This window comes from Rhizobium sp. BK376, assembly GCF_004341625.1.
Taxonomy (GTDB): domain Bacteria; phylum Pseudomonadota; class Alphaproteobacteria; order Rhizobiales; family Rhizobiaceae; genus Rhizobium.
Map to the genome: position 1 here is coordinate 71972 of NZ_SLZG01000015.1, position 24155 is coordinate 96126.

General features: G+C 57.6%; 17 protein-coding genes and 4 pseudogenes. 12 read left to right on the forward strand and 9 right to left on the reverse strand.

Annotated features, from left to right (window positions below; translation table 11 throughout):
- Window positions 1–45: 45 nt before the first annotated feature.
- Window positions 46–1227 carry a PfkB family carbohydrate kinase gene (locus EV561_RS26305; protein ID WP_132526054.1) on the reverse strand — a complete coding sequence of 394 codons (1182 nt, stop codon included), beginning with the start codon at window positions 1225–1227 and terminating at the stop codon, window positions 46–48.
- A 268-nt stretch (window positions 1228–1495) separates the two neighbouring features.
- A pseudogene (locus EV561_RS26310) lies at window positions 1496–1564 on the reverse strand (type II toxin-antitoxin system VapB family antitoxin); the annotation flags it as partial.
- Window positions 1565–1593: 29 nt separating this feature from the next.
- Here EV561_RS26310 and EV561_RS26315 point away from each other — a divergent pair.
- The 3 genes and pseudogenes from EV561_RS26315 (at window position 1594) to EV561_RS26325 (ending at window position 3306) form a co-directional block, all read left to right on the forward strand.
- Complete coding sequence (locus EV561_RS26315; protein WP_132526056.1) at window positions 1594–2214, forward strand: hypothetical protein; 621 nt, start codon at window positions 1594–1596, stop codon at window positions 2212–2214.
- Window positions 2215–2220: 6 nt separating this feature from the next.
- Window positions 2221–3054, forward strand: coding sequence for a hypothetical protein (locus tag EV561_RS26320; protein WP_132526058.1), 834 nt, complete (start codon window positions 2221–2223; stop codon window positions 3052–3054).
- Between the two features lie 32 nt (window positions 3055–3086).
- A pseudogene (locus tag EV561_RS26325) lies at window positions 3087–3306 on the forward strand (hypothetical protein).
- 250 nt (window positions 3307–3556) lie between these two features.
- On the opposite strand, the pseudogene EV561_RS26330 reads toward EV561_RS26325, so the two are convergent.
- The 4 genes and pseudogenes from EV561_RS26330 to EV561_RS26345 all read right to left on the reverse strand — a co-directional run.
- Window positions 3557–3785 (reverse strand): annotated as a pseudogene (locus EV561_RS26330) (IS3 family transposase); the annotation flags it as partial.
- A 139-nt stretch (window positions 3786–3924) separates the two neighbouring features.
- On the reverse strand, window positions 3925–6270 hold the full coding sequence (locus EV561_RS26335) for a methyl-accepting chemotaxis protein (RefSeq protein WP_132526060.1): 2346 nt from the start codon (window positions 6268–6270) through the stop codon (window positions 3925–3927).
- 496 nt (window positions 6271–6766) lie between these two features.
- On the reverse strand, window positions 6767–7996 hold the full coding sequence (locus tag EV561_RS26340; protein WP_132526062.1) for an MFS transporter: 1230 nt from the start codon (window positions 7994–7996) through the stop codon (window positions 6767–6769).
- A gap of 247 nt (window positions 7997–8243) precedes the next feature.
- Entirely contained in the window at window positions 8244–8666 is a 423-nt protein-coding gene (locus EV561_RS26345; protein WP_132526064.1) for a GFA family protein, read from the reverse strand.
- A gap of 1032 nt (window positions 8667–9698) precedes the next feature.
- Here EV561_RS26345 and EV561_RS26350 point away from each other — a divergent pair.
- A complete protein-coding gene (locus tag EV561_RS26350) occupies window positions 9699–15098 on the forward strand; it encodes a HAMP domain-containing protein (protein ID WP_132526194.1) in 5400 nt (1799 codons plus the stop codon).
- A 10-nt stretch (window positions 15099–15108) separates the two neighbouring features.
- A complete protein-coding gene (locus EV561_RS26355; protein ID WP_132526066.1) occupies window positions 15109–16815 on the forward strand; it encodes a response regulator in 1707 nt (568 codons plus the stop codon).
- A gap of 185 nt (window positions 16816–17000) precedes the next feature.
- Here the strand turns inward: EV561_RS26355 and EV561_RS26360 are convergent.
- Window positions 17001–17210, reverse strand: a pseudogene (locus EV561_RS26360) (IS3 family transposase); the annotation flags it as partial.
- Window positions 17211–17858: 648 nt separating this feature from the next.
- Here EV561_RS26360 and EV561_RS26365 point away from each other — a divergent pair.
- From EV561_RS26365 to EV561_RS26390, 7 genes are all read left to right on the forward strand, one after another.
- Window positions 17859–18473, forward strand: a complete 615-nt coding sequence (locus tag EV561_RS26365; RefSeq protein ID WP_245512939.1) for a poly(3-hydroxybutyrate) depolymerase — start codon at window positions 17859–17861, stop codon at window positions 18471–18473.
- Window positions 18474–18610: 137 nt separating this feature from the next.
- Window positions 18611–19156: a hypothetical protein gene (locus EV561_RS26370; RefSeq protein ID WP_132526070.1), complete on the forward strand. Its 546-nt coding sequence runs from the start codon at window positions 18611–18613 to the stop codon at window positions 19154–19156.
- Between the two features lie 102 nt (window positions 19157–19258).
- Window positions 19259–19720: a YHS domain-containing (seleno)protein gene (locus tag EV561_RS26375; RefSeq protein ID WP_132526072.1), complete on the forward strand. Its 462-nt coding sequence runs from the start codon at window positions 19259–19261 to the stop codon at window positions 19718–19720.
- Window positions 19721–19870: 150 nt separating this feature from the next.
- Window positions 19871–20038, forward strand: coding sequence for a hypothetical protein (locus EV561_RS37300; RefSeq protein ID WP_165927917.1), 168 nt, complete (start codon window positions 19871–19873; stop codon window positions 20036–20038).
- Window positions 20039–20079: 41 nt separating this feature from the next.
- Complete coding sequence (gene dsbD / locus EV561_RS26380) at window positions 20080–21906, forward strand: protein-disulfide reductase DsbD (protein WP_165927918.1); 1827 nt, start codon at window positions 20080–20082, stop codon at window positions 21904–21906.
- A 38-nt stretch (window positions 21907–21944) separates the two neighbouring features.
- Window positions 21945–22556, forward strand: coding sequence for a DsbA family protein (locus EV561_RS26385; RefSeq protein ID WP_132526076.1), 612 nt, complete (start codon window positions 21945–21947; stop codon window positions 22554–22556).
- Window positions 22557–22633: 77 nt separating this feature from the next.
- Window positions 22634–23281 (forward strand): DNA-3-methyladenine glycosylase I, encoded by a 648-nt coding sequence (locus EV561_RS26390; protein ID WP_132526078.1) that lies wholly within the window; start codon window positions 22634–22636, stop codon window positions 23279–23281.
- 48 nt (window positions 23282–23329) lie between these two features.
- On the opposite strand, the gene EV561_RS26395 is transcribed toward EV561_RS26390, so the two are convergent.
- Window positions 23330–23812: a DoxX family protein gene (locus tag EV561_RS26395; RefSeq protein WP_132526080.1), complete on the reverse strand. Its 483-nt coding sequence runs from the start codon at window positions 23810–23812 to the stop codon at window positions 23330–23332.
- A gap of 21 nt (window positions 23813–23833) precedes the next feature.
- Window positions 23834–24148, reverse strand: a complete 315-nt coding sequence (locus EV561_RS26400; protein ID WP_132526082.1) for a DUF1634 domain-containing protein — start codon at window positions 24146–24148, stop codon at window positions 23834–23836.
- Window positions 24149–24155 lie beyond the last annotated feature (7 nt).

Below are 24155 nucleotides of genomic sequence, written 5' to 3' on the forward strand. Positions count from 1 at the left end.
GCCGGTGTTCTTGTTCGCACCGTGCTTCTTCGTTTCAGCCGCGCATTATCGCGAAGCCATTCCTAAGACTGGTCGTAGTTCCGCTTTCAGCTCTTCAAAGGTTGACACCCGACCCTGGGCACCCTCCGCGGTCGTTGTCAGGCTGCCGGCAACTGCCGCGTAACGGGCGGCCTCCTCAAGGGTAGCGCCGTGAAGCCACAAGCTGAGGAAAACACCCGCGAAGGCGTCGCCGGCTCCCGTGGCGTCCACCCGCTCGACAGGCAAGGCCGGCACTTCGATCTGGGGGCCGCCGCCGCGTCTAAAAACGACCGCTCCGAATTCTCCAAGGGTCAGGACCACGTCGCCGCGTCCTTTGACGCGTGAGAGCGCGTCATGGGTCTGTTGGATCATTGTCGAAATCGGCGTGCGAAAATCGAATATCTCGCGAAGCGTCACATCATTGACGAATGTCAAGTCGACATGCTTCACCAGATCAAGAAAGGCGGCCGGAGTGCGCGAGCTTTCCGGCAGACCGGTCGAATGGAGACTGACGCGCCATCCAGCCTGGTGAAAGCGGTCGATCGAACTCATCATCCGCTCATAGTGAAAGCCTTCTATATGAAGACATGCCGGGCGCGTTTCCGGCTGCACATCCATATTGGCGGTCAGGTCGACTTCGCTCAGTTCGAAAGGCTCGTTTATGATCGTCCGGCTGCCGTTCAGCTCGATGATGACGATTGCGCGTGAGAGCCTGTTATTGAAAGGACGCTTGATCGGCAGGGCGTGAACGCCGCGTTTTCCAAGTTCATGCAGTGCCCAGTCACTGTCAGGGTCGTCACCGACGGCGGTGGCTAGCTCGACGTCCAGCGCGAATGGTGCGCCGACACCTGCCGCGGCAACGGCAAGATTTGCTGCAGGACCGCCGAGTGCCTTTTCGATATGGCGCGCTGTGACGCGATCGTCGCGATGAGGCAGGACCGCGACCCTGCAGAGATAATCCACGCTGATATAGCCGACCACGAGCAAACGCGGCAGTCCGCCAAGGTCGCGTTGCCTCCCGGCGGAATGCCCCGAAAGCGAACGCGCAATCGCACTGGGCCGATAGGCGAGGGAGGCGATGGCTTTCTCAATACGTTCGCGCGTTGCGTCTTTGACCGTCGCGGTTCCATTTATATAGTTCGACACCGTACCGATGGAGACACCGGCAGATCGAGCGACATCGGCAATGGTTGGACGTTTGCGGTGCATGAGACAATCTTATTTTGAAGCGCTTCAACGCTACCAAGCGAACTCGACGGCCTCAATAGTTTTTCATTTTAAGTTTGCAGCGATCATGTGCGAATATGTGATGGCGGAAGGGGTATTGCGGAACGAAATTCTGATTGGCGCCTGCAATTGAAAATTTTTCAATTATTTGATTGCTCCCAGCAGTTTGTAAAGACGAGGAGCCGCCGCGCTGCCTGCAATACCGGTGCTAGTCTCTGGCGAGCCAGCAGTAAATTCCACCGCGGACGTTTTCCTTCGAGCCGGTTAGAGAACGGGCCCTTTCGATAAGCGCGTCATCCAGATTAATGGTCGATCGCAAGATCCCACTGTTGACTGACGGCACAGAAATTGAGGGGGCCGGAAGATGATGAGGTTATAAAGAGCGCTGCCATTCTCATCTTTCGAACCGAGCCGGAGGATCCGGATACGCTGCGGCTGCTCATACAATTGTTCAACGCGGAAGAGGAGGTGGAATATTTCCGGACATTCTTTGAGCAACGGAAGGAATTGCTTTCCCGAGCTCTTGATGCCTCCCGTACCACTGTCGACAGGACGTCTACTAAAAAGGCGCCGGTAGCGCGGCGCCCGACGGCATCCTCCATATCGATCACAAGCGTTCCCTCTTCGCCTAAGAAATACCCCAGGACGGTCATTCCCCGCCTTGCTTTGCTCCCGCCGAACAACGCGCATCGTGATCCGATGGTTGGCATCCTTGCGTCATCGTTGATCGAAGACGTCACGATCGGATTCTGTGCCCTCAACAGCCTTGAAGTCATTGCGCCTCACACGGCCATCCAGATCAGCAATAGATTGGAAGAACAGCCCGGTACCTTCAAGCGCTATGACATCAACTACGTTCTCGACACTCGATTGAGCGGCGCCGACGATAACGATATCTCTTTATTCGTTCAGCTGATCCATCCGGATAACGCCGAGATCATATGGGCCGAACGGTATCACCTCGACTAGTCACAGTTGATGCGCCGACGTCGCGACCTCTCCCGACGAATTGCCCTTTCCGTGGTAGGCCGGATCGAAAACGATGAAATCACACGTACCTACATCGAGCGGAACGCGGTCGCTTATCATCGCTACCTCGTGGGACGCCATTATCTCAATCGCCTGACGCTCCCCAATTTACGTCGCGCGCGCAAGGAATTGAAGGCTGCACTGGAAGATGGTCAAGATTTCGCACCAGTGCTGAGTTCGCTTGCCCGCACCTACGCCAAGGAATGGCTTCTCACTGCGCGCGGGGACGTCGATTTGTTGAAGACTGCCTCAGCCTGTGCGACGCGGGCGATCGAAACACGGAACGATTCCGCAGATGGACATCGTGAATTGGGGATTGCCAATCTTCTTCAGGGTTCGATCGATGAAAGCGTTAGCGCTCTGGAATTGTCGGAAACCCTGAGCCCGCCTTACGCCGATATCATCGCCGACCATGCCGACACGCTGGTTCATTTTTCACGGCCGGATCTCGCGCTGCAGAAGATCGAACGAGCAATTCAGCTTAATCCCATGAGCCCTGACTCCTATTTATGGACCGCGGCGGGCGCGAGCTATTGTCTCGGCAACTTTATTGGCGCGCTCAGCTATATCGATGAGATGGAAGATAGTGATCTTGCCGACCGGCTCTCGGCCGCAAGCTGGGCGATGCTGGATAACGACGAGAAGGCGAAATTCTTCGTTCATCGAGCACGTGAAGCAAACCCTCAATTCGACGTCGACAAATGGCTTGCTGTCTTACCCCTGAAAGAACAGTGGCAGAAAGACATTTATCGGGAAGGCCTAAAGAAAGCTGGATTCTAAAATCAACCATCCACTTGAAAGGGACTACCAGAATGGCAAAAGTTGTTATCGTCGGTGTGACCGGTGAAAAAGGACCTTTGGATTGCAGATCTCGACGCGGGCACGATCGTGCCCCTTGCCGATCCAACGGTCGGAAATCTCAAAACGGTCAGCGATTTCCGCGCAAGCGGCGCCTCGGTGGTCAAGGGTGTCGACGTGGCGATTTCTATACAGACCGCAGCCGCAGCCGCAAGCGGCCATCTCGATGGCTGATCCAGCTAAAATCGGGTGAGGCCTCGATTGTCGAGGCCTTGCGTCCCATGCCAGGAACGTCGTTTGCCGATCCATAACTGCAATTGAGGCAGCATCCGTTAGCGGTGCCTTGAGCTATCCGTGTTGAATTCCATCCCGCTTTGATCCGGCTCGCCACAGACAGGCCGATGGAATATCTGGATATTTTGAGGGACACTATGGGTCATCGTGAAACGGCAATTGTGGGGTGCGGATAAAAACTTGGACTGGTTTATCCTTTGAGTCCAAGACTCTCTTGGTATTCGATGGGACTGAGAGAACCAAGCGAGATCTTGATCCGTTTTTAGCCGTCCAAAGAAGCCTTCGCACGCCGCGTTGTCAGGTGAGCAGCGAGTGAGGTTGGCATCTGCGATCCGCGAGAGCCAGCCTGGCCAGCGATAGTGAGCGCCACGATCGGAATGGACGACGGGCCGGCCATCCGTATCGACCACCGTCTAGATGCGCTTCCGCCGGTCGGATGCCAACAGTCTGTCGGTCGCCGCGGTATAGGCTCATGGGCTGACAGCCGGTTGAGGCCTCGGGCTTGCGGAAACGATCGCCCGCGCATTGCTGCGCGGGCGATGGTTTTATGTGCTAGTATCAGTATTCCGTCCAATCCTGCTGCAGCTTGTTCAGCGCTGCATTGCCTCTTGCGGCCATGGCCGGGCGCGAGACCGGAGAGGAGGCGGTGACCAGGGCAGGGCCCGGGCTGCGTTTCGGCGCACGATTGCCGCCGGCCGCTCCGCTGCCATTGCCGGTCTGGAAGGTGCCGAGCAGTTCGCCGAGGCGGGTGCTCTCCTGCGACAGGCCGGCGCCGGCAGCATTCATCTCCTCAACCATGGCGGCGTTCTGCTGTGTGGCCTGGTCCATGTGGTTGACGGCGCTGTTGATCTCAGACAGACCCATGGACTGCTCCTGGGCGGCCGTCGCGATCGCATCCATGTGCTGGTTGATCTGCTGCACGAGATCGGCGATCGCAGCGAGACCTTCACCGGTATCGTTCACGAGGCGCACGCCCTCGCTGACGGCAACTTCAGAGTTGCCGATCAGGCTCTTGATTTCCTTGGCGGCATTCGCGGAGCGCTGTGCCAGTTCGCGGACTTCCTGGGCGACGACGGCAAAGCCCTTGCCCGCTTCGCCGGCACGTGCGGCTTCCACGCCGGCATTCAATGCGAGCAGGTTGGTCTGGAAGGCGATCTCGTCGATGACGCCGATGATCTGGCTGATCTGCCGCGACGAATGCTCGATCTTGCCCATGGCGCTGACGGCATTGTTGACGACCTGGCTTGAGTTTTCGGCACGCGAACGCGCACCGCGCACCAGATCGCGCGCATCGCCGGCGCGCTGCGAGGTCGACTTCACATTGGCCGTAACTTCCTCAAGCGCGGCAGCGGTCTCCTCTAGCGAAGCGGCCTGCTGTTCTGTACGCTTGGCGAGATTGCCAGATGCCTGCGAAATCTCGTAGCTGCCGCTGCTGACTATCGACGCGGCATGGCCGACACCACGCATGGCATCGCGAAGCTGACTGACCGACAGGTTGAAGTCATGGCGAAGCGCTTCGAATTGCGGCGCGAGCGCCGTATCGATTTCACAGACGAGATCGCCCGATGCGAGCCGACGCAGACCGGCAGCGAGCGCGCCCGTCGCCTGCATCAGGCGGTCTTCGGCTTCCGCCTCGGCGCGCCGCTGGAGTTCGGCGCGTTCGCGCTCGGAGGCGACGCGCACTTCCGCAGCCTGCTCTTCGAGCGCCACGTTGCGAATGGCAGCCTGCTGGAAAACCTCGACCGACCGAGCCATCTCGCCAATCTCGTCACGGCGTCCCACGCCGCCAACCTGAATATCCAGATTACCTTGCGCCAGAGCTGCCATCGAATGCGTGATGACGCCAATCGGCTTGGTGACGCGGAAGACGATGACGCAGATGCCGATGATGCTGATGACGGCGGCTGCGAGGAAGGTGAGCGCGTAGATCGTGAAATCAGCGATGGCCTGGGAATGGCTGGCCTGGGCGGAAGCGACCATGCCGTCTGCAGCGGCAGCAGCGGTATTGGCGATGAAGAGAAGGGCGGCGTTGCCCATCGGTCGCCAGACATCGAGCGACATTGGCGCCTTCTTGCCGGCAGCGAATGTGTCGAGAAGGGCTGCGCGCTTCTGGCCGAAGTCGCCGCCGAAATAGCCGGTCTGGGTCGCCTGGTGGGCATCCTTGATGACAGCGGGCGTATCGGGATGATCGACGAGGACGCCGACCTGCTTCCAGGCGAAGTTCGCGGCGTAGTCGTTGAGTTTGATCGTACCCAATTCCGCCGGCGTCATCGTCGCGCCGGCACCGATTGACATGTTCAGCTGCAGGTTCGAGGCACCGGCAAGCGCACGCGTCGACCAGGCCAGCGAGCGGATCTGGATCATCGCGGTCATCGACGGGTCGCTCTCGCGAACGCGCGCTTCCGTGGCCGTCGAGCCATTTTCCAGCGCCGTCAACAGCTGCTGTCCGAGATTGAGTGTATCGTCCTGCAGGGCGGGATCGCGGTCCGCAACCTTCTTGGTGAGCGCACCGTCCAGCTTGGAGCGGAAAGCCACCACCTGGTCGAACGTGTTCATGACATCGGCGATCGGCCCTTTGAGCGCGCTATCATCGATGCCCGCGTAAATGGACTTCGCGCTCGCCATAGCCGTATCCACAAGGCCGCGATCCTTTGCCAGGGAGGCGAGCGTTGCGGTGAGCGCATCGGGCTCCATCTTGGCGGCAGAGGAGCCATCGCCACGTTCGTTGCGGAAGGCCGCGAGTGACTGGAAGAGAGCGCGGTCGAGAGCGGTCAGTTTCGAAACGTCGCTGAAGACCCCAGCTCTGCGGTAAGCATCCATCGCGGACGATGCGGTGAGCACGCATATCACCGTGCTAAGAAGAAGAAATATCCCGACCAATACATTTCGGATAGACAGAGTCATAGTAACCCCACTCACGTTGCTGCTGGTGTCTAGGTGCTGGTTGGCATCTCGACGGGTGAATGTGCTGAAACCGCTTGCTTGATTGCGAATAGGCAATCCGCTGGCCGTCGAGACTTGCTCGTTCGCAGGCTCATCATGGCCAGTCCAGTACGATTGAAAGATAGTGATGTACTTATTGAGACAGCATTAATTTAGCTATTGATGCGGCCGTGAATGTGCTCGATTTTTCGATTATTTTTTAATAAGTGGCAGGTCGCAATCGGCACGAGCATCGCTAATATTTGTTTCAATTAATGAACGTTGGCCGGAGTTATGGCAAACTACTCCTTTCTCCTGATCAACTGATGGCCTCAATCAATAGCTTTATTGATCCGATCAAGGTTGCCAGATACGAGCAGCAAACTCGTCGGCCCCACCGTGACTGCGACTCAACTGTGGTCGCACCGGACAAGATTGCCGCTCCTGGCATATGATTGCCCACATGGCTTCCGAAAATTCAAATTCCGGCGGACGCCTTGTCGCCGCTTTCGGCAGCTGTTCCGTGAGCTGCCTGATCGGTTCTGCTCTCGATCTCGACCTTGCATCCGACATCATGCGTCTTCAACGCTTTTGTCAAACATAGAGCTGTGATGATGATCGGAAGGCAGACGAGATATGAGACCCTGATACCAGCATGTTCGGCGACAAAGCCAAGCAACGGTGGTGCCAGGAAGAACACGACGAACGACATTTGCGCCAGCGCCGCGACATTTAGATGGGCCGGGCGATCGATCCTCTGCGCCGCTGCAGAAACAGCGAGTGGGTAAACCGCGCTGCAGCCGGCGCCCATCAGCCCAAAACCGACCAGTGCGACATAGGGGTGCGGCGCAAGCCAAACGGCGCAGAGACCTGCCACCGAGAGAGCAAGGAGAAAGGTTGCAACGGTGCGCGCACCAAATCGGTCGACGAGCGGATCGACAAACAGTCGTGCCACCGCCATGAAAAAGGTAAACAATGTTAGCCCAAGGCCGCCGATGAAGGGCTCAACCGCAAACACATCGCGCATGTAGATGGCTGACCAGTCGATGCCCGCACCCTCTACCAGAAAAGCTGCAATGCCGATCACGCAGAGAGGCAGAAGCCCCAGAGTCGGCAGTGCGATGCTCGGAGCTGCCGCATGTTCGAGCCCGGGGCGGGCCGGTGCGCTCTTCATGCCGTAAATGAAAATCGTGCCGACGATCAGAGCGAAGGCGAAGGTTAGCGCGAGATGGAGCTGCATTGGAACACCCGCCTGACGAATGCCCGAGGAAACGAGAGCGGTCAGAAAAAATCCGAGACTCCAGAAGCCATGTGCCCGGTTCATCACCCCACGGCCAAGTTGCGCTTCGATGCGGTCGATCTCGACATTGAGATTGATCTCCAGCGCCCCGGCCAGCAGACCTTCACAAAACAAAATGAGGAAAACCAGTGGCGCGAAGCCGGCCCAGGGAACGCTAGCCAACAGCGCGGACGTGCCGAGCACGGTCAGGAATGCCGTCCTGCGCGCTCCAAACCGTGCAATGAGGGGCGACGCGAAGGTTAGGGAAATCAGCGCGCCGATTGCCGCGCCGATCAGCGTCAGGCCCAACTGGGATTTATTGATGTCCAACGCCACTTGAAGATCAGGCAATCGCGAAAGCAGCGCGCCCATCGATGCGGCGAACAGAAAGAAACAGGCATAGATCCGGTGCTGGGGCTGGATATGCATTCAGAAGCTCCGAATGTGATGAGTTTGACAGTTCGCACCTTCTTTGCGAGGGCGACGAAACGAACTATCTTGAGTGGCGTTCTCCGGGATATCTGGTGTTGACAAGGACTGCAACCGTCGCAGTTGCTGCCTGGCGTCCGCCGACCTCATGCCAAGTCTGCGATCGGCAAGAACACATACGATCATCCCATCTTGCGTCAAGGGTCGGTGTTATTCTCCTACATTGTTGCATATCCCTCGGTTGCTTCTAAAGAAAGCGAATGTCAGACGGCTGTTGGTCGAATCGATCATGCCGACCATCCACATATTGAGTTGGCGCCGCAGCCAATTCTTCTGGATCAATATCGTCAAGTAAGGGAACTTGAACTGCGTAGAAAGCGCCCCCCATCGCCTGAAGCTCACCACGACCCGGCGTGCGAATTCCACAGATTTTACAGAAATGAAATTGAATGGTCGGCTCGATGCGGCCTGGCGGCGTCCACTGATAAGTAGCCTGGGACGCAGAATCGGTTACTAGGTGAAACCGGTCGGCTGGGACGAACAACAGCCATGAACGAGCTTTAGTACAACTTGAGCAGTTGCACTTAATCGTTCCCTCGGCGATATCGACGTCCGCCGTAAAACGCACCGCCCCGCAGTGGCAGCTACCGGAATGGGTTTTCAGGGTCATTTCAGCGATCTCCGTTGTTGTGGATTCAATTTCGACTATGGTTGTGCGCTATTACGTTCTGCGTCCGTTTTGGGATACGCTGGTGCAGCCCTTTTGCCGCTCCTTCGTTTCCTCGCATTGGAAGACGAACGAAGGTCGATCCTTTCGACAATCCCAGGAAAAATATCGCAACGAATTTGGCGAACCGTACTAACGGATCCCTGAAATGCGGTCAGCGCATCGCTGCTACGGTCGGGCGGATCATTTCCAGCAAGGTATGAGATAGCGCAGCCGATAACTGCGTCACTTCGCCGGGCAAAGCCTGGACGGAAAGCACCGGTCTCGGCCGCTAAGCTGGTATTTCTGGTTGCTCGGATAACGTTGGGACTGGTTGGGAACAGCCAAGACGAGAGCAGCTTATCGGCCCACGTCAGCCAACCCGGCCATCGATCGCCTGAAGTTGCAGAAGTTTGAACTCTTCTAACTCATCCACTTTTGCGGATGAAGATTGTTTCGGCCCCGGCGAGGGGACCGAGGTGTATCAACAACAGCATCAACGTCTTGCTGTTGATGCTGTTGTTGCGACCGGTCTTCCATTCGCGATCCTCCGATTGCGACTAACGTGAGCTTTCCTCAAGAGTTGCGCGGTCGCGCGCCAGCGAATGGGTGGGACTTTTCACCGCTTTCACGCCGTCGCCGGCGCGCCACAGCGGAAATTCACCGGTCCCGGATTCAACTTACTCGGTGGCGTCCCGCGGCGGTGAAGTGTCGGAGATGGCCAAGGCAACAAAACCTTCCGGAATATATCTCTAAATGACCCAACTGGCACCTCCGGCGGCGCAGGATGCGTTATCGCGACGTATAGCGCCCCGCAAAACCCTGACTTCCCCTTGGAAAGGATAAAGAGCTCTTGTTGCCCCAGTGGCCTTTTTTTCACTTGGCACTAGATTCATTAGCACTTCAATGGAGGGGATGTTGGTGGGCAGACAAGGCGGCGACGTTCAGCGTAAGAGCGAAAGTTTGGAAAGTCCACTAGAGCTTGATCTGACCGCAATGGCAGGGGACGACGCCCGGGCATTGCTGGATGCACTTCTCGCCATGAAAAGAGGTGACTTTTCGGTCCGAATGAGATCCGACCTAACCGGCGTAACAGGAAAAATCGCGGACACATTCAATGAAATCATTGCTGCCAACCAGAAAATCGCTTCCCAGCTGGAGAACGTCGGTCAGGTGGTAGGCCGTGACGGTCGCACCAGCACGCGCGTGCGGTTTGGGCTCTCCGATGGCTCTTGGTCGGACATGGAGGTTTCGATCAATAAACTGATCGATGATCTTGTCTGGCCCACCGCAGCTGTTACCCGGACAATCACCGCCGTTGCAAAGGGTGATCTGCTGCAGACCGTTCCGCTTGACGTTGACGGGCGCCCGCTGAAAGGAGAATTCCTGCGCTCGGCCGAGATCGTCAATACGATGATCAAGCAGCTGAGCGTCTTCACCTCTGAAGTGACACGTGTAGCGCGCGAGGTTGGTACGGACGGCAAACTTGGAGGGCAGGCGCAGGTTGCGGAGGTCACGGGGGTCTGGAAAGACCTGACCGAGAGCGTCAATTCGATGGCCTCGAATCTAACCGCTCAGGTTCGCAATATCGCGGACGTGACGATTGCAGTTGCCAACGGCGACCTTTCTAAGAAGATCACCGTCGACGTCAGAGGCGAAATCCTGCAGTTGAAGGAAGCCATCAACACGATGGTTGACCAGCTGCGATCCTTTGCCTCGGAAGTGACGCGTGTTGCGCGCGAGGTCGGCACGGAAGGCAAGCTTGGAGGGCAAGCGCTCGTTCCCGGCGTGGCGGGAACGTGGAAGGACCTGACCGACTCTGTCAATGCGATGTGCGGAAACCTGACCGCCCAGGTTCGCAACATCGCCCAGGTGACGACAGCCGTCGCTCTTGGTGACCTGTCGCGAAAGATAACGGTCGATGTTTCGGGCGAAATCCTGGAACTGAAAGAAACCATCAATACGATGGTGGATCAATTGAACGGCTTTGCCGGAGAGGTCACGCGCGTGGCGCGCGAAGTCGGCACCGAGGGGCGGCTGGGCGGGCAGGCTCAGGTGCCGGGTGTTGCCGGCACCTGGAAGGATCTGACCGACAACGTCAATTCCATGGCATCAAATCTTACGGCCCAGGTCCGAAACATCGCGGAAGTATCAACCGCCATCGCCAACGGCGACCTCTCCCGCAAGATCACCGTCGACGTGAAGGGCGAAATCCTCCAGCTGAAGGAAACGCTCAACACGATGGTTGATCAATTGAACCGGTTCGCTTCGGAAGTGACGCGCGTGGCGCGCGAAGTGGGCACTGAGGGTAAGCTTGGCGGTCAAGCGCAGGTTCCAGGTGTCGCAGGCACCTGGAAAGATCTGACCGAAAACGTCAACTCCATGGCCTCGAACCTGACTGGTCAGGTTCGCAACATTGCCGAAGTCACCACGGCCGTCGCTCGCGGCGACCTTTCGCGCAAAATTACCGTGGACGTGAAGGGCGAAATCCTCGAACTCAAGAATACCGTCAACACGATGGTGGATCAGCTAAACGCGTTTGCCGGTGAAGTGACGCGTGTGGCGCGCGAGGTCGGCACCGAGGGCAAGCTCGGTGGCCAGGCGCAGGTGCCGGGAGTTGCCGGCACATGGAAAGACCTGACGGATAGCGTCAACTCGATGGCCGGGAACTTGACTGCCCAGGTCCGCAACATCGCCGAAGTGGCGACGGCGATCGCCAACGGCGATCTGTCGCGCAAGATCACGGTCGATGTCCGAGGCGAGATCCTACTGCTCAAAGATACGCTCAATACGATGGTAGACCAGCTGCGTTCCTTCGCAGGCGAGGTGACGCGCGTGGCGCGCGAAGTGGGAACGGACGGCCGGCTCGGTGGCCAGGCTGTCGTACCGGGGGTCGCGGGAACCTGGAAAGACCTGACGGATAACGTCAACCTGCTCGCTGCCAATTTGACCACGCAGGTCCGCAACATCGCGGAGGTTACGACCGCAGTCGCTCGCGGCGACCTGTCGCGCAAGATCACCGTGGACGTGAAAGGCGAGATCCTCGAACTCAAGAACACCATCAACACGATGGTGGATCAGTTGAACGCGTTCGCAGGTGAAGTAACGCGCGTGGCCCGTGAGGTCGGCACCGAAGGCAAGCTTGGCGGCCAAGCTCAGGTCACCGGCGTGGCTGGCACATGGAAGGACCTGACCGACACAGTAAACGTCATGGCGGCCAACCTGACCGAGCAAGTGCGCGGGATCGTCAAGGTGGTGACCGCTGTTGCCAACGGCGATCTCAAACAGAACCTGACCGTCGCCTCCAAGGGCGAGGTCGCAGCACTTGCCGAAACCATCAACAATATGACCAACACGCTGGCTACGTTCGCAGACCAGGTCACGACCGTTGCCCGCGAGGTCGGCGTCGAGGGACGGCTTGGAGGGCAGGCGAACGTGCCAGGCACCGCTGGCACCTGGAAGGATCTGACGGGTAACGTCAACTTGCTGGCGGCCAACCTCACCACTCAAGTGCGCGCCATCGCCGAAGTCGCAACAGCCGTAACCAAGGGTGACCTCACCCGTTCTATTCAGGTCGAAGCGAGGGGCGAAGTCGCCGAGCTCAAAGACAACATCAATACCATGATTGGCAATCTGCGTCTGACAACGGACCAGAATACCGAACAGGACTGGCTGAAAACGAACCTGGCGAGATTCACGAACATGCTGCAAGGCCAGCGCGATCTGACACTCGTCGGAAAATTACTCCTCTCGGAACTGGCCCCGCTGGTGGGCGCTCACCAGGGTGTCATCTATCAGGTCGAGGCCGACGAGCGACGGCCGAGCCTGTCTCTGCTCTCGGCATATGCCGGCGGAATTGAAGCGGCTCACCCGCGTCGCCTTGAGTTCGGCCAGGGGTTGGTCGGCCAATGCGCGGTCGACACTCGCCGTATTCTTGTGACCAATCTTCCCGACAATGTCGTACCCATCAGCTCAGGCGTATTCTCGACGCTTCCCAAGAGCGCGATTGTTCTGCCTGTGCACTTTGAAGGACAGGTCAAAGCAGTCATAGAGCTCGCTTCGGCCGGAGAGTTCACCGAACTGCAGCTCTCCTTCCTCGATCAGCTGACGACATCGATTGGTATCGTGCTCAATTCGATCGAAGCGACAATGCAGACGGAAGGGCTGCTGAAACAGTCACAGCAGCTGGCAACCGAGCTTCAGACCCAGCAACGGGAATTGCAACAGACCAACGAACAGCTCGAACAGAAGGCGCAGCAGCTTGAAGAGCGAAACGTAGAGGTCGAGGCAAAGAACCAGGAAATCGAGCAGGCCCGTCACGCCCTGGAGGAGAAGGCGACCGAACTTGCGCTGACCTCGAAATACAAGTCAGAATTCCTCGCCAACATGTCGCACGAATTGCGCACGCCACTGAATTCGATCTTGATCCTTGGCCAACAGCTAGGGGAAAATCCCGATGGCAACCTTTCTGCAAAACAGGTCGAGTTCGCAAAAACGATTCATGGGGCGGGCACCGATCTTCTGAATCTGATCAGCGATATTCTCGACCTTTCAAAGATCGAATCGGGCACGGTCTCGGTCGACGCCGAGGAGATTTTCATCAGCAACCTGCTCGAGGTCATGTCCCGGCCTTTCAGACACGAGGCTGAAAATCGCAACTTGCAGTTCTTAGTCGAAGTCGGAGCGGGAGTGGGACGAAGCATCATTACCGATTCCAAGCGCCTCCAGCAGATCCTCAAGAACCTGCTCTCAAACGCATTCAAGTTTACGGCTGACGGAGGGGTGACGCTTCGGGTCTCTGCCGTCACGGAAGGCTGGTCCCCCGATCACGCATCTCTAAAGAGTGCCCCGTCGGTTATTGCCTTCGAGGTGTCAGATACCGGGATCGGCATTCCACCGGAAAAGCAGCGTCTCATCTTCGAGGCATTTCAACAGGCGGATGCTTCGACCAGCCGAAAATACGGCGGCACGGGCCTTGGGCTTGCGATTAGCCGCGAACTTTCCAATTTGCTTGGCGGCGAAATCCAGCTGAGAAGCACTCCAGGCGTCGGCAGCACTTTTGTGCTTTATCTGCCTTTGACCTACGTCGGAGCGGCGTCGGCTCTCGCAAAACCTGCTCTGGAGCCAAACAATGTTGTGCAGCTCGCGGAGGCTGCGGCCGCGCGCTGGAAAGACAAAACGGTGGAACAGGTTGACGACGACCGCCAAAATCTCCAGTCGGGCGACGCCGTTCTCCTGATTGTTGAGGATGATGCACACTATGCGCGTGTTCTTGTCGATCTCGCCCGCGACAGCGGATTCAAGGTGCTGGTCGTGGCACAGGGCGGCGACGTGCTGAGCCTTGCTCAAGAATATCGGCCAGCGGCGATATCACTCGACATCTTTTTACCCGACATGCTGGGGTGGACTGTGCTCAGCCAACTGAAACAATGTTCGGCGACGCGGCACATACCCGTCCAGATCATCAGCCTCGAGGAGGACCGCCAGCACGGTCTGACCCGCGGCGCCTTCGCGTTTATGAGCAAGCCGACGACAGCAGATAGCCTTGGGAGAGCTTTCTCGCGGCTGAAAACCTATGTCCAGCCCCGGCGCAAACGACTTCTTCTCGTCGAGGATAGCGAGGCGGAGCGCCTCAGCATTGCTGCATTGTTAGGTCATGAAGACATCGACATCGAAAGCGTGGGCACCGGGGAAGAGGCGCTTGCCTTACTGCGAACTGTCCCGGCTGACTGTGTCGTCCTCGACCTCACTCTTCCAGACATGTCGGGCTTCGAGGTATTGGAGAAAATCCGCGACGATCAGAACATTGCCGAAGTACCGGTCGTTGTCTTCACCGGCCGCGAATTGTCGCTCGAGGAAGATGCAAAACTTCATACGATGGCACGCAGCGTCGTCGTGAAGGGGGTAGAGTCTCCAGAGCGCCTGCTGGACGAGACGGCGTTGTTTTTGCATCGTGTTGTCGCGGACATGCCGGCGGCAAAGCAGGCGATGCTTGAGGAACTGCATAGCTCGGACGAGGATCTCGTCGGAGAGGCCGTGTTGCTTGTCGACGATGACGCTCGCAACATCTTCGCCCTCAGCAGCATTCTCGAGCGCCGCGGAATGAGGGTCTTGACGGCGACTACAGGTAGCGAGGCAATTGATATTATCCAAAAAGAGCCCGGTCTCGCTATCGTTCTAATGGACATCATGATGCCTGGAATGGATGGCTATGAAACCATGCGAGTTATCCGCTCTGACCCTGGGCTCCGACGCCTTCCTATTCTCGCGCTCACAGCGAAGGCGATGAAGGGGGATCGGGAAAAGTGTCTCGAGGCTGGCGCTTCAGACTATCTGGCAAAGCCGGTGAATACAGAACAACTGCTTTCCGCGCTTCGAATGTGGCTGCACCGCTAGAGATATGGCGATGAACCCTGTGAATATTCTTCTCGTTGATGATCAACCGGCAAAGCTCCTGAGCTACGAGGTCGTGCTACAGGAGCTAGGCGAGAATCTCATGAAGGCGCAGTCGGGTAGGGAAGCGCTGGAACATCTGCTGCGAAACGATATCGCTGTCATCCTGGTCGATGTTTGCATGCCGGAGCAGGATGGCTTTGAGCTCGTCCGGATGATCCGGGAGCATCCACGCTATCAGAACACGGCAATCATATTCGTCTCGGCAGTTATGATGGCAGAACCGGACCGCTTGCGGGGCTATGCCGCTGGAGCCGTCGACTATGTCTCGGTTCCCATCGTACCGGATGTTTTGCGCGCCAAAGTGAGAGTGTTCGCCGATCTTTACCGCAAGACAAGAGAGCTCGAAAGGTTGAACGGCGAGCTAGAGGTCCGGGTTCGAGAGCGAACTGCCGAGCTCGAGGCGTCATCAAATCAGCTGCGCCGGTTCAATGAAGAGCTCGAACAACGAATCGATCAGCGGACGAAAGAGCGCGAGGAGGCGCTGGCGCAGCTTTTCGAGGCCCAGAAGCTAGACACAATCGGGCATCTGACCGGTGGCGTTGCTCATGACTTTAACAACCTGTTGATGGCAGTGTTGGGAAGCCTCAACCTTCTCAAGAAACGCCTTCCCCCCGACCAGAAAAGCGAACGTCTGCTCGGCAATGCGATACAGGCAGCAGAGCGAGGCGCTTCGCTCACGCAACGCCTATTGGCATTCGCGCGTCGTCAGGAGTTGAAACCTCGAGCGGTCGACTTTTCCCAGCTCTTTGAAAGCATCGAGGATCTCTTGGGCAAGTCACTTGGGCCAGGCGTGGATGTGAGGAAGGACATCGCGACGGATTTGCCGCCGCTGTTAGTCGACAGCAATCAGCTCGAGCTCGCGCTGCTCAATCTCTTCGTGAACGCCCGCGACGCGATGATGGGAGGAGGCACAATCACAGTGTCTGCCGCGGAGGACGCGAGATCGCGACCGACGAGCCTTGCGCCGGGGCGATATATCAAGATATCCGTTATCGACAATGGCGAGGGTATGGACGAAGCGACGGCCGCTCGCGCAACCGAGCCGTTCTTCACCACGAAAGGCCTTGGCAAGGGAACTGGTCTGGGCCTGTCCATGGTCCACGGACTTGCGGCCCAATCAGGCGGCGCCCTCAGTCTTTCAACGGCAAAGGGAAAAGGGACCACAGTCTCCTTATGGTTGCCGGTCGCGCAAGATCAATCCACGCTGGCACCATCGCCGGAGAGTTCATCGCTCGCTTCCGTGGCCCTCCGTTCGTTGAACGTGCTCGTGGTCGACGACGATGCGCTAGTGTGTATGGGAACAGCCGCAATGCTGGAAGACATGGGGCACGTCGCCACCGAGACTTCGGCGGCGGCAGCCGCCCTTCAAGTTCTCGCTGCAGGTGAGAAAGTCGATCTCGTCATTACAGATCACGCGATGCCCGGCATGACAGGTGCGGAGCTCGCACGCTTGATCTTCACGTCGTATCCGGGATTGCCTGTGATCATGGCGTCAGGCTATGCAGAACTGCCTGACGATCAGGAACTGGCCGGTCTTCTGCGACTGACGAAACCCTTCACCCAACAGCAACTTGAGGCTGCGGTCCGCCTCGCGATCGCAGACGTAGCGAATACCGCGGGAGCGAGGCATTACGGTTTCTCGTTTGGGACCGGTTGAAGCCAAGGTTCGCCGTTGGGAACTCGTTTCAAGCGCTAGGAAATCGCCGTGACGGAACGCTCTGACCGGGCGTTTCGGGATGGCGGTCTCTGAGGCAGGCTATGGAGATCAGGCTGTTGAATTCCATCCTGATTCGACCCTTCTGGGGTGCGTATAAAAACTTGGACCGGTTTTTGTCCTTTGCGTCCAAGACTCTCTCGGTATTCGATGGGACTGAGAGAACCAAGGGAGATGTTGATCCGCTCTTCGTTGTACCAGCGGATGTGGAAATCAACGATTTCAACGAATTGCTCGATCGTTGTGGTCTCCCAGTCCCGGGGATAGAAGAGCTCCGATTTCAGCCGTCCAAAGAAGCCTTCGCATGCCGCGTTGTCAGGTGAGCACCCCTGCCCCGATCCTCGACAAAGCGATCACCTCTTCCTCCGTGCAACCCTTGCCCCGGAGCAGTTCCTACTGGTCCACGGCCTCGACACTTTCGACCGCCGTGTCCATGCTAAGATTGACGCTCTCATGGTCGCAACCGCCTTGATAATTACCGGCGAATCCTCGAGGTTCACGAACGAAAGACCTGATGTTGTTGAAGGGGAATTTGCGCAGATAGCCCAACGAGGAATATCCGGTCCCGAAGTCGTTCATCGAACCATGATGCGCTGCGACTTAAGTGGGCTGCCCTTCGCATAGCGTAACGCCTCAGGACCAACCGATGTTCAATCCTGGGCTCTGATTTCCGATTCGAAGGGAGCCTGGAAAGCCGACGCCTCTCGCTAATTTGATTTTCGGGCAAATTGTCTGCGGTCGCCCGAAGCCTTACGCATGCTCACTGAATTCCGATTGGTGGGAGCGTATCGATGGCGAGAAGTCTTTTGTTGTGCCTTTTGATGCTGGCGGCTCTGCCCCAACATTTATTTGCCGCAGTCAACTGCGGCGGTGCGACCGCCTGTCGGGTTCAGGACGGGAACTATCGAATCGAGCTGCCGAAGGATGGCGATATTCGGGGTGCCTACGTTTACTTCCACGGTTACAAAAGTTCGGCGGAGCTGCAGATGCAACAACGTCCGCTCGTCGACACGACCCTTTCGCACCATCTTGCCTATGTCGCGGTGGACGGGATCAATGGCAGTTGGTCGTTTCCCCACAGCGCCCGCCCCGGACGAGACGAAAAGACCTTTATCGCCGATGTCCTCGACGACCTACGTCAACGCTATGGTTTCACCGCCGATAAAACCGTCATCGGAGGTTTTTCCATCGGTGCCTCGATGGCCTGGTATACTGCTTGCCAACAAGGGGAAAGAGCAGTCGCTATGATCACCTTCTCTGGCGTTTTCTGGGATCCGCTTCCAAAGTCGGAGGATTGCGTTGCGGACGTTCCACCGATCATCCATTTTCACGGTACCGCTGATCAGACCTTTCCGCTTGCCGGACGCGCGCTTAGTGCAAACTTTCACCAGGGAAACGCCTATGACAGCATGGCGATCCTGCGATCGCGTGCAAAATGCGATATGAAGGATGCGAGGACGATCACGCTTGACGGCATCAAGTGCGATGACGTTCCCGGCTGCATACGAGGCGACAGCATCATGTGCATCCACCATGGCGGCCACGAGGCCAGCGCAGACATGCTCGATGCCGGTTTGACGGCCATCGGCTTTCCAAGATGATCCTTTTCCCGAAAAATTAGCTGGAGCGCCTTGTAACAACGGGGCGGCATCTTGCGAACTAACGGACAGCAAGGTGTTCAGCCTTGGCAAAGTTCGACCAAGACGTTCAGTCCAACCGTTACAAAGGAAACGTGATCATGCTGCATTCCATCGTATGTCCCAGCATGGGCCACTCCATCATCCATCCCTTCGCAGAAGGTGCGGCCGTCTGGGGGCAGGTGATCACACCGAGTATCGCTCACCTCATTCAGTCCCAGCGCGAACTGCCGATTGATTTCTCTCGTGTCCGTCCCGGCATTGTCTTTGAGGTCGAAACCGGCGTTGCCATGCTGCCTCATGTCATTGATGCCTCTACATTGCGACTTCACGTCGAAACGTCCGCGTTTCGCCACGGTACCGCTCGTCCAGACGCGTCCGTGGAAGCCGTTGTGCGCATCGATGTCGGCGGCGACTGCACCCTCAAGGTTTGGGGCAAGGCAAGAGCTGAGGAGCCGACGCAGCGGGAACAGTCGCGTAATCGCAACCTGACCTCGACAACTCCCGTCATCCTTGCCATCACGTTTTGGGAGATTTCGCGGGCACCCGATGCCCGTTTCGATCATTTGTTGCGCGAATCTGCCAAGAACGATCGTGAAATCCGGCAGCTTCGATCCCAGGTCGCACTTGCAATGTGCTCGCAGTGAGCATCCGCACGGCACGCACAAAAGTGTGAACGGCGTGGCTGTAACGTTTCCCAGACCACGCGCGTATCGGCGACGTTCGTCTCAAACGCAAAGGAAATGATCATGACTTACATCCCGCGTATGGTGCCTATTGCCACGGCCGCCATTCTCGCATTGTCCTCGGCATCGATCGCCTTCGCCGACGAAGTCTATGCAACCAACGGGGTTGCCATCAACGGCTACGATCCGGTCGCGTATTTCACCGATCACAAGCCGGTGAGGGGTACGGAGGAATTCTCGATCTCGTATAAGGGCGTGACCTTCTATTTCGCGACCGCCGCGCATCGTGATGCCTTTACGAAGGAACCGGAACACTATGCTCCACAATATGGGGGGTATTGCGCATTCGGGACCGCCGAGGGACACAAAGCTCCAACCCAGCCGCAGGCCTTCACGGTCGTCGATGACAAGCTCTATCTCAATTACAACGACGATGTTGCGAAGACCTGGCGTTCGGATATCGGCGGCTACATTAAAAAGGCCAATGCCAACTGGGACGCGGTGAGAGCGCAGCCTGCTCCGTGACTGGCGCTTTCACCAAGAACCGCCTGCCCAAGTATCTGGCATCTGGGCAGGCGGGACGCTGAAACTATTTTGGGATCCCGAACTATGATTGCTCCACCTCCTCTTTCGCATCACCATCCGAATCGACTTCGCGAGTGTCAAAGGTCGGTGGTGACCGATCTCAACGCCCTCATCGATGGTGCGACCGCCATTGGCTGGGGCAGGCAGGAGGTCATTGTGGCCCTCGCCGATCTCTTGGACGCCGAACGTTCGGATGCGGATGGCCTGCTGCGCGCGATGGCCGGCTATGTCAGTCAGCCGGCGCGCTACGTCGCATGACGTTTTGGCATCTTAGAGTTTCCACGTTGGGCGAGCAAAGCATGCGATTCCTGGTCACTATCTTCTTTCTCGGTTCCCTGGTTGGCTCGGTGCTTGCAGCCGAGGCGCCGCTTGCGATGAGCGATGCGTTCAAGTTTTCGCTCGTTCGGTCAAATGGCGGTGGCATTCATCTTCATTGGGAAATGCCGCCTGGATATTACCTTTACCGGCAGTACCTTTCTGCCAAAGCTTCCGACGGCAGCTCCATTCAATTGCTGACTATGCCGGGTGTCGAAAAGGACGATCCCAACTTCGGCAAATCAGAAGTTTACTTCGATCACGCCGATGCGGAGCTTGGTTCCGCCAGTTCCGCAGTGACCGTCACCTATCAGGGATGTCAGGAGCACGGTCTCTGCTATCCCCCAGCGCGGCGTGTCATCGATCCCGCAACGCTAGTGATTTCCGAAGAGCCTGTGTTTTCATCACCGACCGGCGGACGCTCGGCATGGTCCAAGGTCGCGTCGGCGAACAAAATGACAGAGACGCACGCATCTGCGAACACTGCGTCCGTCGTGCCTGCGGCGAGCGAGGACGATATCGTCGGTGGGTTCCTGTCGCGCGGTGGTGTCCCGCTTCTTCTGATGGCTTTTGTCGGATTTGGTATTCTCTTGGCGTTTACGCCTTGTGTTTTCCCGCTTTATCCCATTCTGGCAGCCACCCTTGCACGCGAGGGAGAGAAGCTCAACGCGCGGCGCGGCCTCGTCCTGTCGGCAAGCTATGCAATCGCACTCGCCTCGGCGTTTGCGATTTTCGGGGCGGCAGCAGCGTGGACCGGCGAGAACCTGCAGATTGCGCTGCAGTCGCCTTTCACGGTCGCGGCGGTGGCGGTCATTTTTGCCCTCCTCGCGTTGTCGATGTTCGGCCTCTACGAACTGCAACTCCCTTCTGCGTGGGTGACGAGACTTAGTCGCTCGGATAAAACGGTCGGCGGATCCGTTGGGTCGGCCGCCATACTTGGATTTTCCTCGGCCTTCATCATCGGTCCCTGCGTAACGGCCCCGCTTGCGGGCGCGCTGCTTTATGTCGCTCGGACGGGCGATATCGCTCTTGGGGCAGCGCTGCTGTTTGCGCTCGGTCTCGGCAAGGGTGTTCCGCTGGTGATTTTTGGGACGGTCGGTGCTCAGGCCTTGCCGCGAGCAGGAGCATGGATGACTTCGGTCAAGCACGTATTCGGCTTCGTGTTCCTCGCCTTTGCAATCTGGATGGGAGAGCCGGTGCTCCCGCAATGGCTGCCGCTTGGCCTCTGGGCCGCCTGGTCGATGGCGGTCGCCGTCTTCCTGGGTGCCTTCGATGTCACGAAAGGCCGCACGACCCCGGTGCGCATGGGTTTGCAGTCGGTCGGGCTGCTTGCAGCCGCCTATGCGGTCGTGCTCGTTGTCGGGTTTGCCGCAGGTTCCATCGATCCACTGCGCCCGCTCGATGGCTTCGGCGTTGCGCGAACGGCCGCAAGGACCAGCCCCGAGGCGCAGATGGCCTCCATCACCTCGAAGTCGCAACTGGCCGAGCAGCTCGACGCTGCGCGTTCGGCGGGCAAGGCGAGCCTGGTCTATTTTACAGCCGATTGGTGCGTGAGTTGCCGCTCGATCGATCGGAATGTCTTCTCCAGGCCGGATGTTGCCGATGCGCTTTCGCCGCTGAAGACGTTCAAGATCGATCTGACCAATGTCGGCCCCGAACAACGTGAGCTGATGCGCGCGCTTAATGTCGTGGGCCCGCCGACGATGATTTTCTTTCAGGCCGATCGTGAGCAGGCTGGCGGACGATTGATCGGCGAGTTCGGCACGGATGAGGTTTTGAAAGCGGCTTCAGCGGCGAAGAGCGGTAGTTAAGCTTTTAATCGGGCGGCAATCAGAAATAGGACAATGATATGCTCATTCGCAGGCAATTTCTTTCGGTCGCCGCTAGCGGCGTCGTCGCAGCTGCTTTGGCTCCCCGGCTGGGTTTTGCCCAGCAGTTGACAGAGGACGAAGTTTTCCACGATCCGGATGCCCCGGTTCTCGGCAACCCCAAGGGCGACGTCACCATCGTCGAATTTTTCGACTATCAATGCCCCTATTGCAAGAAAAGCCATCCGGACGTGGAATCGGTTGTTGCCCAAGATGGCAAGGTCCGGCTGATCATGAAGGACTGGCCGGTATTCGGCGATGTTTCCGTGTTTGCGTCGCAGGCGGTGCTCGGTGCAAGCGAGATCGGTTCCTACAGAAAAGCCATGGAAGCCTTGATGGCGACACCCGCTTCGCTTAGCGAAGACGATGTCAAAAGACTTCTGACGTCGGCCGGCCTTGATCTTTCCAAGATCGCTGAAGCAGTCCAGCGGAATGATAAGAAGATTTCCGATCTCCTCACCCGTAATTACAATCAGGCGCTAGCTTTCAATTTCGCCGGCACACCGTCCTTTGTGATCGGGAGGACCGCCTATTCGGGCGTGCTGGGGAAGGAGCAACTGGTTGAAGCTATACGGCGAGCGCGGGCCGCTTGAGAACAGGTTTGCAATTGACCGCAGTCATTGTAAAGGGAAGGCGTTCGAAGGGATGAAATTCGAGGACATTTTCACGATTGCAGCCGATCGCATGGGTGGTCACGCTCGGCTGGAAGACATCTGAGCGCCTCTGCCTCCCGGTCGGCGGACGAGATATCGAGGCTATCCGACGACCAAATCCTGGCCGAAATGACGCGACGACTGTTTACTGCCGATTTTTTGCCAAGGTGATCGAGGCAAAATGGCCAGGCTTTGAACGCGCGTTTGTCGGTTTCGACGTCAACGCTTGCGCGGTCATGACGGATGATCATCTGGCGGAACTGCTGCGCGATCTTTCCATCGTCCGCAACGGCCGCGAGATAAGATCCGTGCCGGTTAACGCCCAGTTCCTGATATCATTGCGGGAAGATTATGGCAGTGCCGGTCGATTTTTTGCCGATTGGCCTGACGACGACTATGTCGGGTTGCTTGCCATCCTGAAGGCGCGGGCCAGTCAACTGGGCGGGGAAACCGCCGGGCGCTTCCTTCGTGCAATCGGCAGGCCGGCGTTTATCCTGACGCGCGTTGTCGTGCTTGTCCTCATCCGGGAAAGCGTGGTTGATCGTGCCCCGACTTCGAAGACGGATCTCCTATCCGTTCAGGCCGCCTTCAATCGCTGGTCCGTCGAAAGTGGTAGGGATCTGACCCAAATCAGCCGGATCCTTGCGATGAGCGTGGGCGCCTGATGAACGGTCGCCGTGGGAAGATGCCCGGCAAGAGCCTGGTCGCGCTTCTCAGTGGGATCTCTTTAGCATGCGATCAAGCGACAGTGGGCCCGCGCCGCCAATGCACATCGCCAGAATTGCCGCGGCATAAAGAAGATCGGTTTCGTATCCGGGTTGACCAAAATGAGCTCCATTTGCATCGAAGCTCAGGAGTTTGATGGAACTGAAGCCGTTGGGAAGATGAGCGGTTATGACTGCGACCGCCAAGACAACAAGCATCGGAATGGCAGCCAACGGCACAAAACCACCGATCAGGATAAAAAATCCGCCGATCAACTCGACAGCAATCGTTCCGAAACCCGCTAACGCAGGTAGGGGCACATGCATGGTCTTCAAAATTCCAATGAAGTCGTCAGGACCGCGAGCTAGCTTGGCATAGCCGTGCTGCATGAAACCGAAGCCGACAATCGCTCGCAATGGCAGCGAGTACCAGGATATCGGAAGGGGCAAAGGGGAGATGGCAAACCTTGAAAACAAGCTTTTCATGCTCATTGGTATTCCTCATTTGCAAACTCAAAAGGCGAAGCAGAGGCTTGCGCCGAGAATGATGAGCACGGCGGCGGAAACCGCCGCCATGCGCATATCGCCAGCCTGGAAATACAGGCAGAAAAGGAGCGCGACTCGGGCGCTCGGAAGAAGAATGAATAGAGCGACGCCACCCTGAATGAGACGTCGGGCGACAGAAGGATAGGGGTCCGTCGTCCAGATCGACGGCATCAAAAGGCCGCTCAAGATAAGCAGGAATCCGACCAGGGTTCCCAGCTGCAACAGTCGGATCAGGCCAACATATTGATCCGGCGGCATTTCTTTGGCATAATCGTCTTGCATTGTCTCA

Bases quoted from the DNA above. Each gene is read 5' to 3' on its own strand.
- dsbD (WP_165927918.1), top strand. From the start codon at position 20,080: ATGCGATTCCTGGTCACTATCTTCTTTCTCGGTTCCCTGGTTGGCTCG.
- EV561_RS26340 (WP_132526062.1), bottom strand. From the start codon at position 7,996: ATGCATATCCAGCCCCAGCACCGGATCTATGCCTGTTTCTTTCTGTTC.
- EV561_RS26365 (WP_245512939.1), top strand. From the start codon at position 17,859: ATGCAACAACGTCCGCTCGTCGACACGACCCTTTCGCACCATCTTGCC.
- EV561_RS26370 (WP_132526070.1), top strand. From the start codon at position 18,611: ATGCTGCATTCCATCGTATGTCCCAGCATGGGCCACTCCATCATCCAT.
- EV561_RS26400 (WP_132526082.1), bottom strand. From the start codon at position 24,148: ATGCAAGACGATTATGCCAAAGAAATGCCGCCGGATCAATATGTTGGC.
- EV561_RS26335 (WP_132526060.1), bottom strand. From the start codon at position 6,270: ATGACTCTGTCTATCCGAAATGTATTGGTCGGGATATTTCTTCTTCTT.
- EV561_RS26355 (WP_132526066.1), top strand. From the start codon at position 15,109: ATGAACCCTGTGAATATTCTTCTCGTTGATGATCAACCGGCAAAGCTC.
- EV561_RS26350 (WP_132526194.1), top strand. From the start codon at position 9,699: ATGGCAGGGGACGACGCCCGGGCATTGCTGGATGCACTTCTCGCCATG.
- EV561_RS26305 (WP_132526054.1), bottom strand. From the start codon at position 1,227: ATGCACCGCAAACGTCCAACCATTGCCGATGTCGCTCGATCTGCCGGT.
- EV561_RS26375 (WP_132526072.1), top strand. From the start codon at position 19,259: ATGACTTACATCCCGCGTATGGTGCCTATTGCCACGGCCGCCATTCTC.
- EV561_RS26385 (WP_132526076.1), top strand. From the start codon at position 21,945: ATGCTCATTCGCAGGCAATTTCTTTCGGTCGCCGCTAGCGGCGTCGTC.
- EV561_RS26345 (WP_132526064.1), bottom strand. From the start codon at position 8,666: ATGACCCTGAAAACCCATTCCGGTAGCTGCCACTGCGGGGCGGTGCGT.
- EV561_RS26395 (WP_132526080.1), bottom strand. From the start codon at position 23,812: ATGAGCATGAAAAGCTTGTTTTCAAGGTTTGCCATCTCCCCTTTGCCC.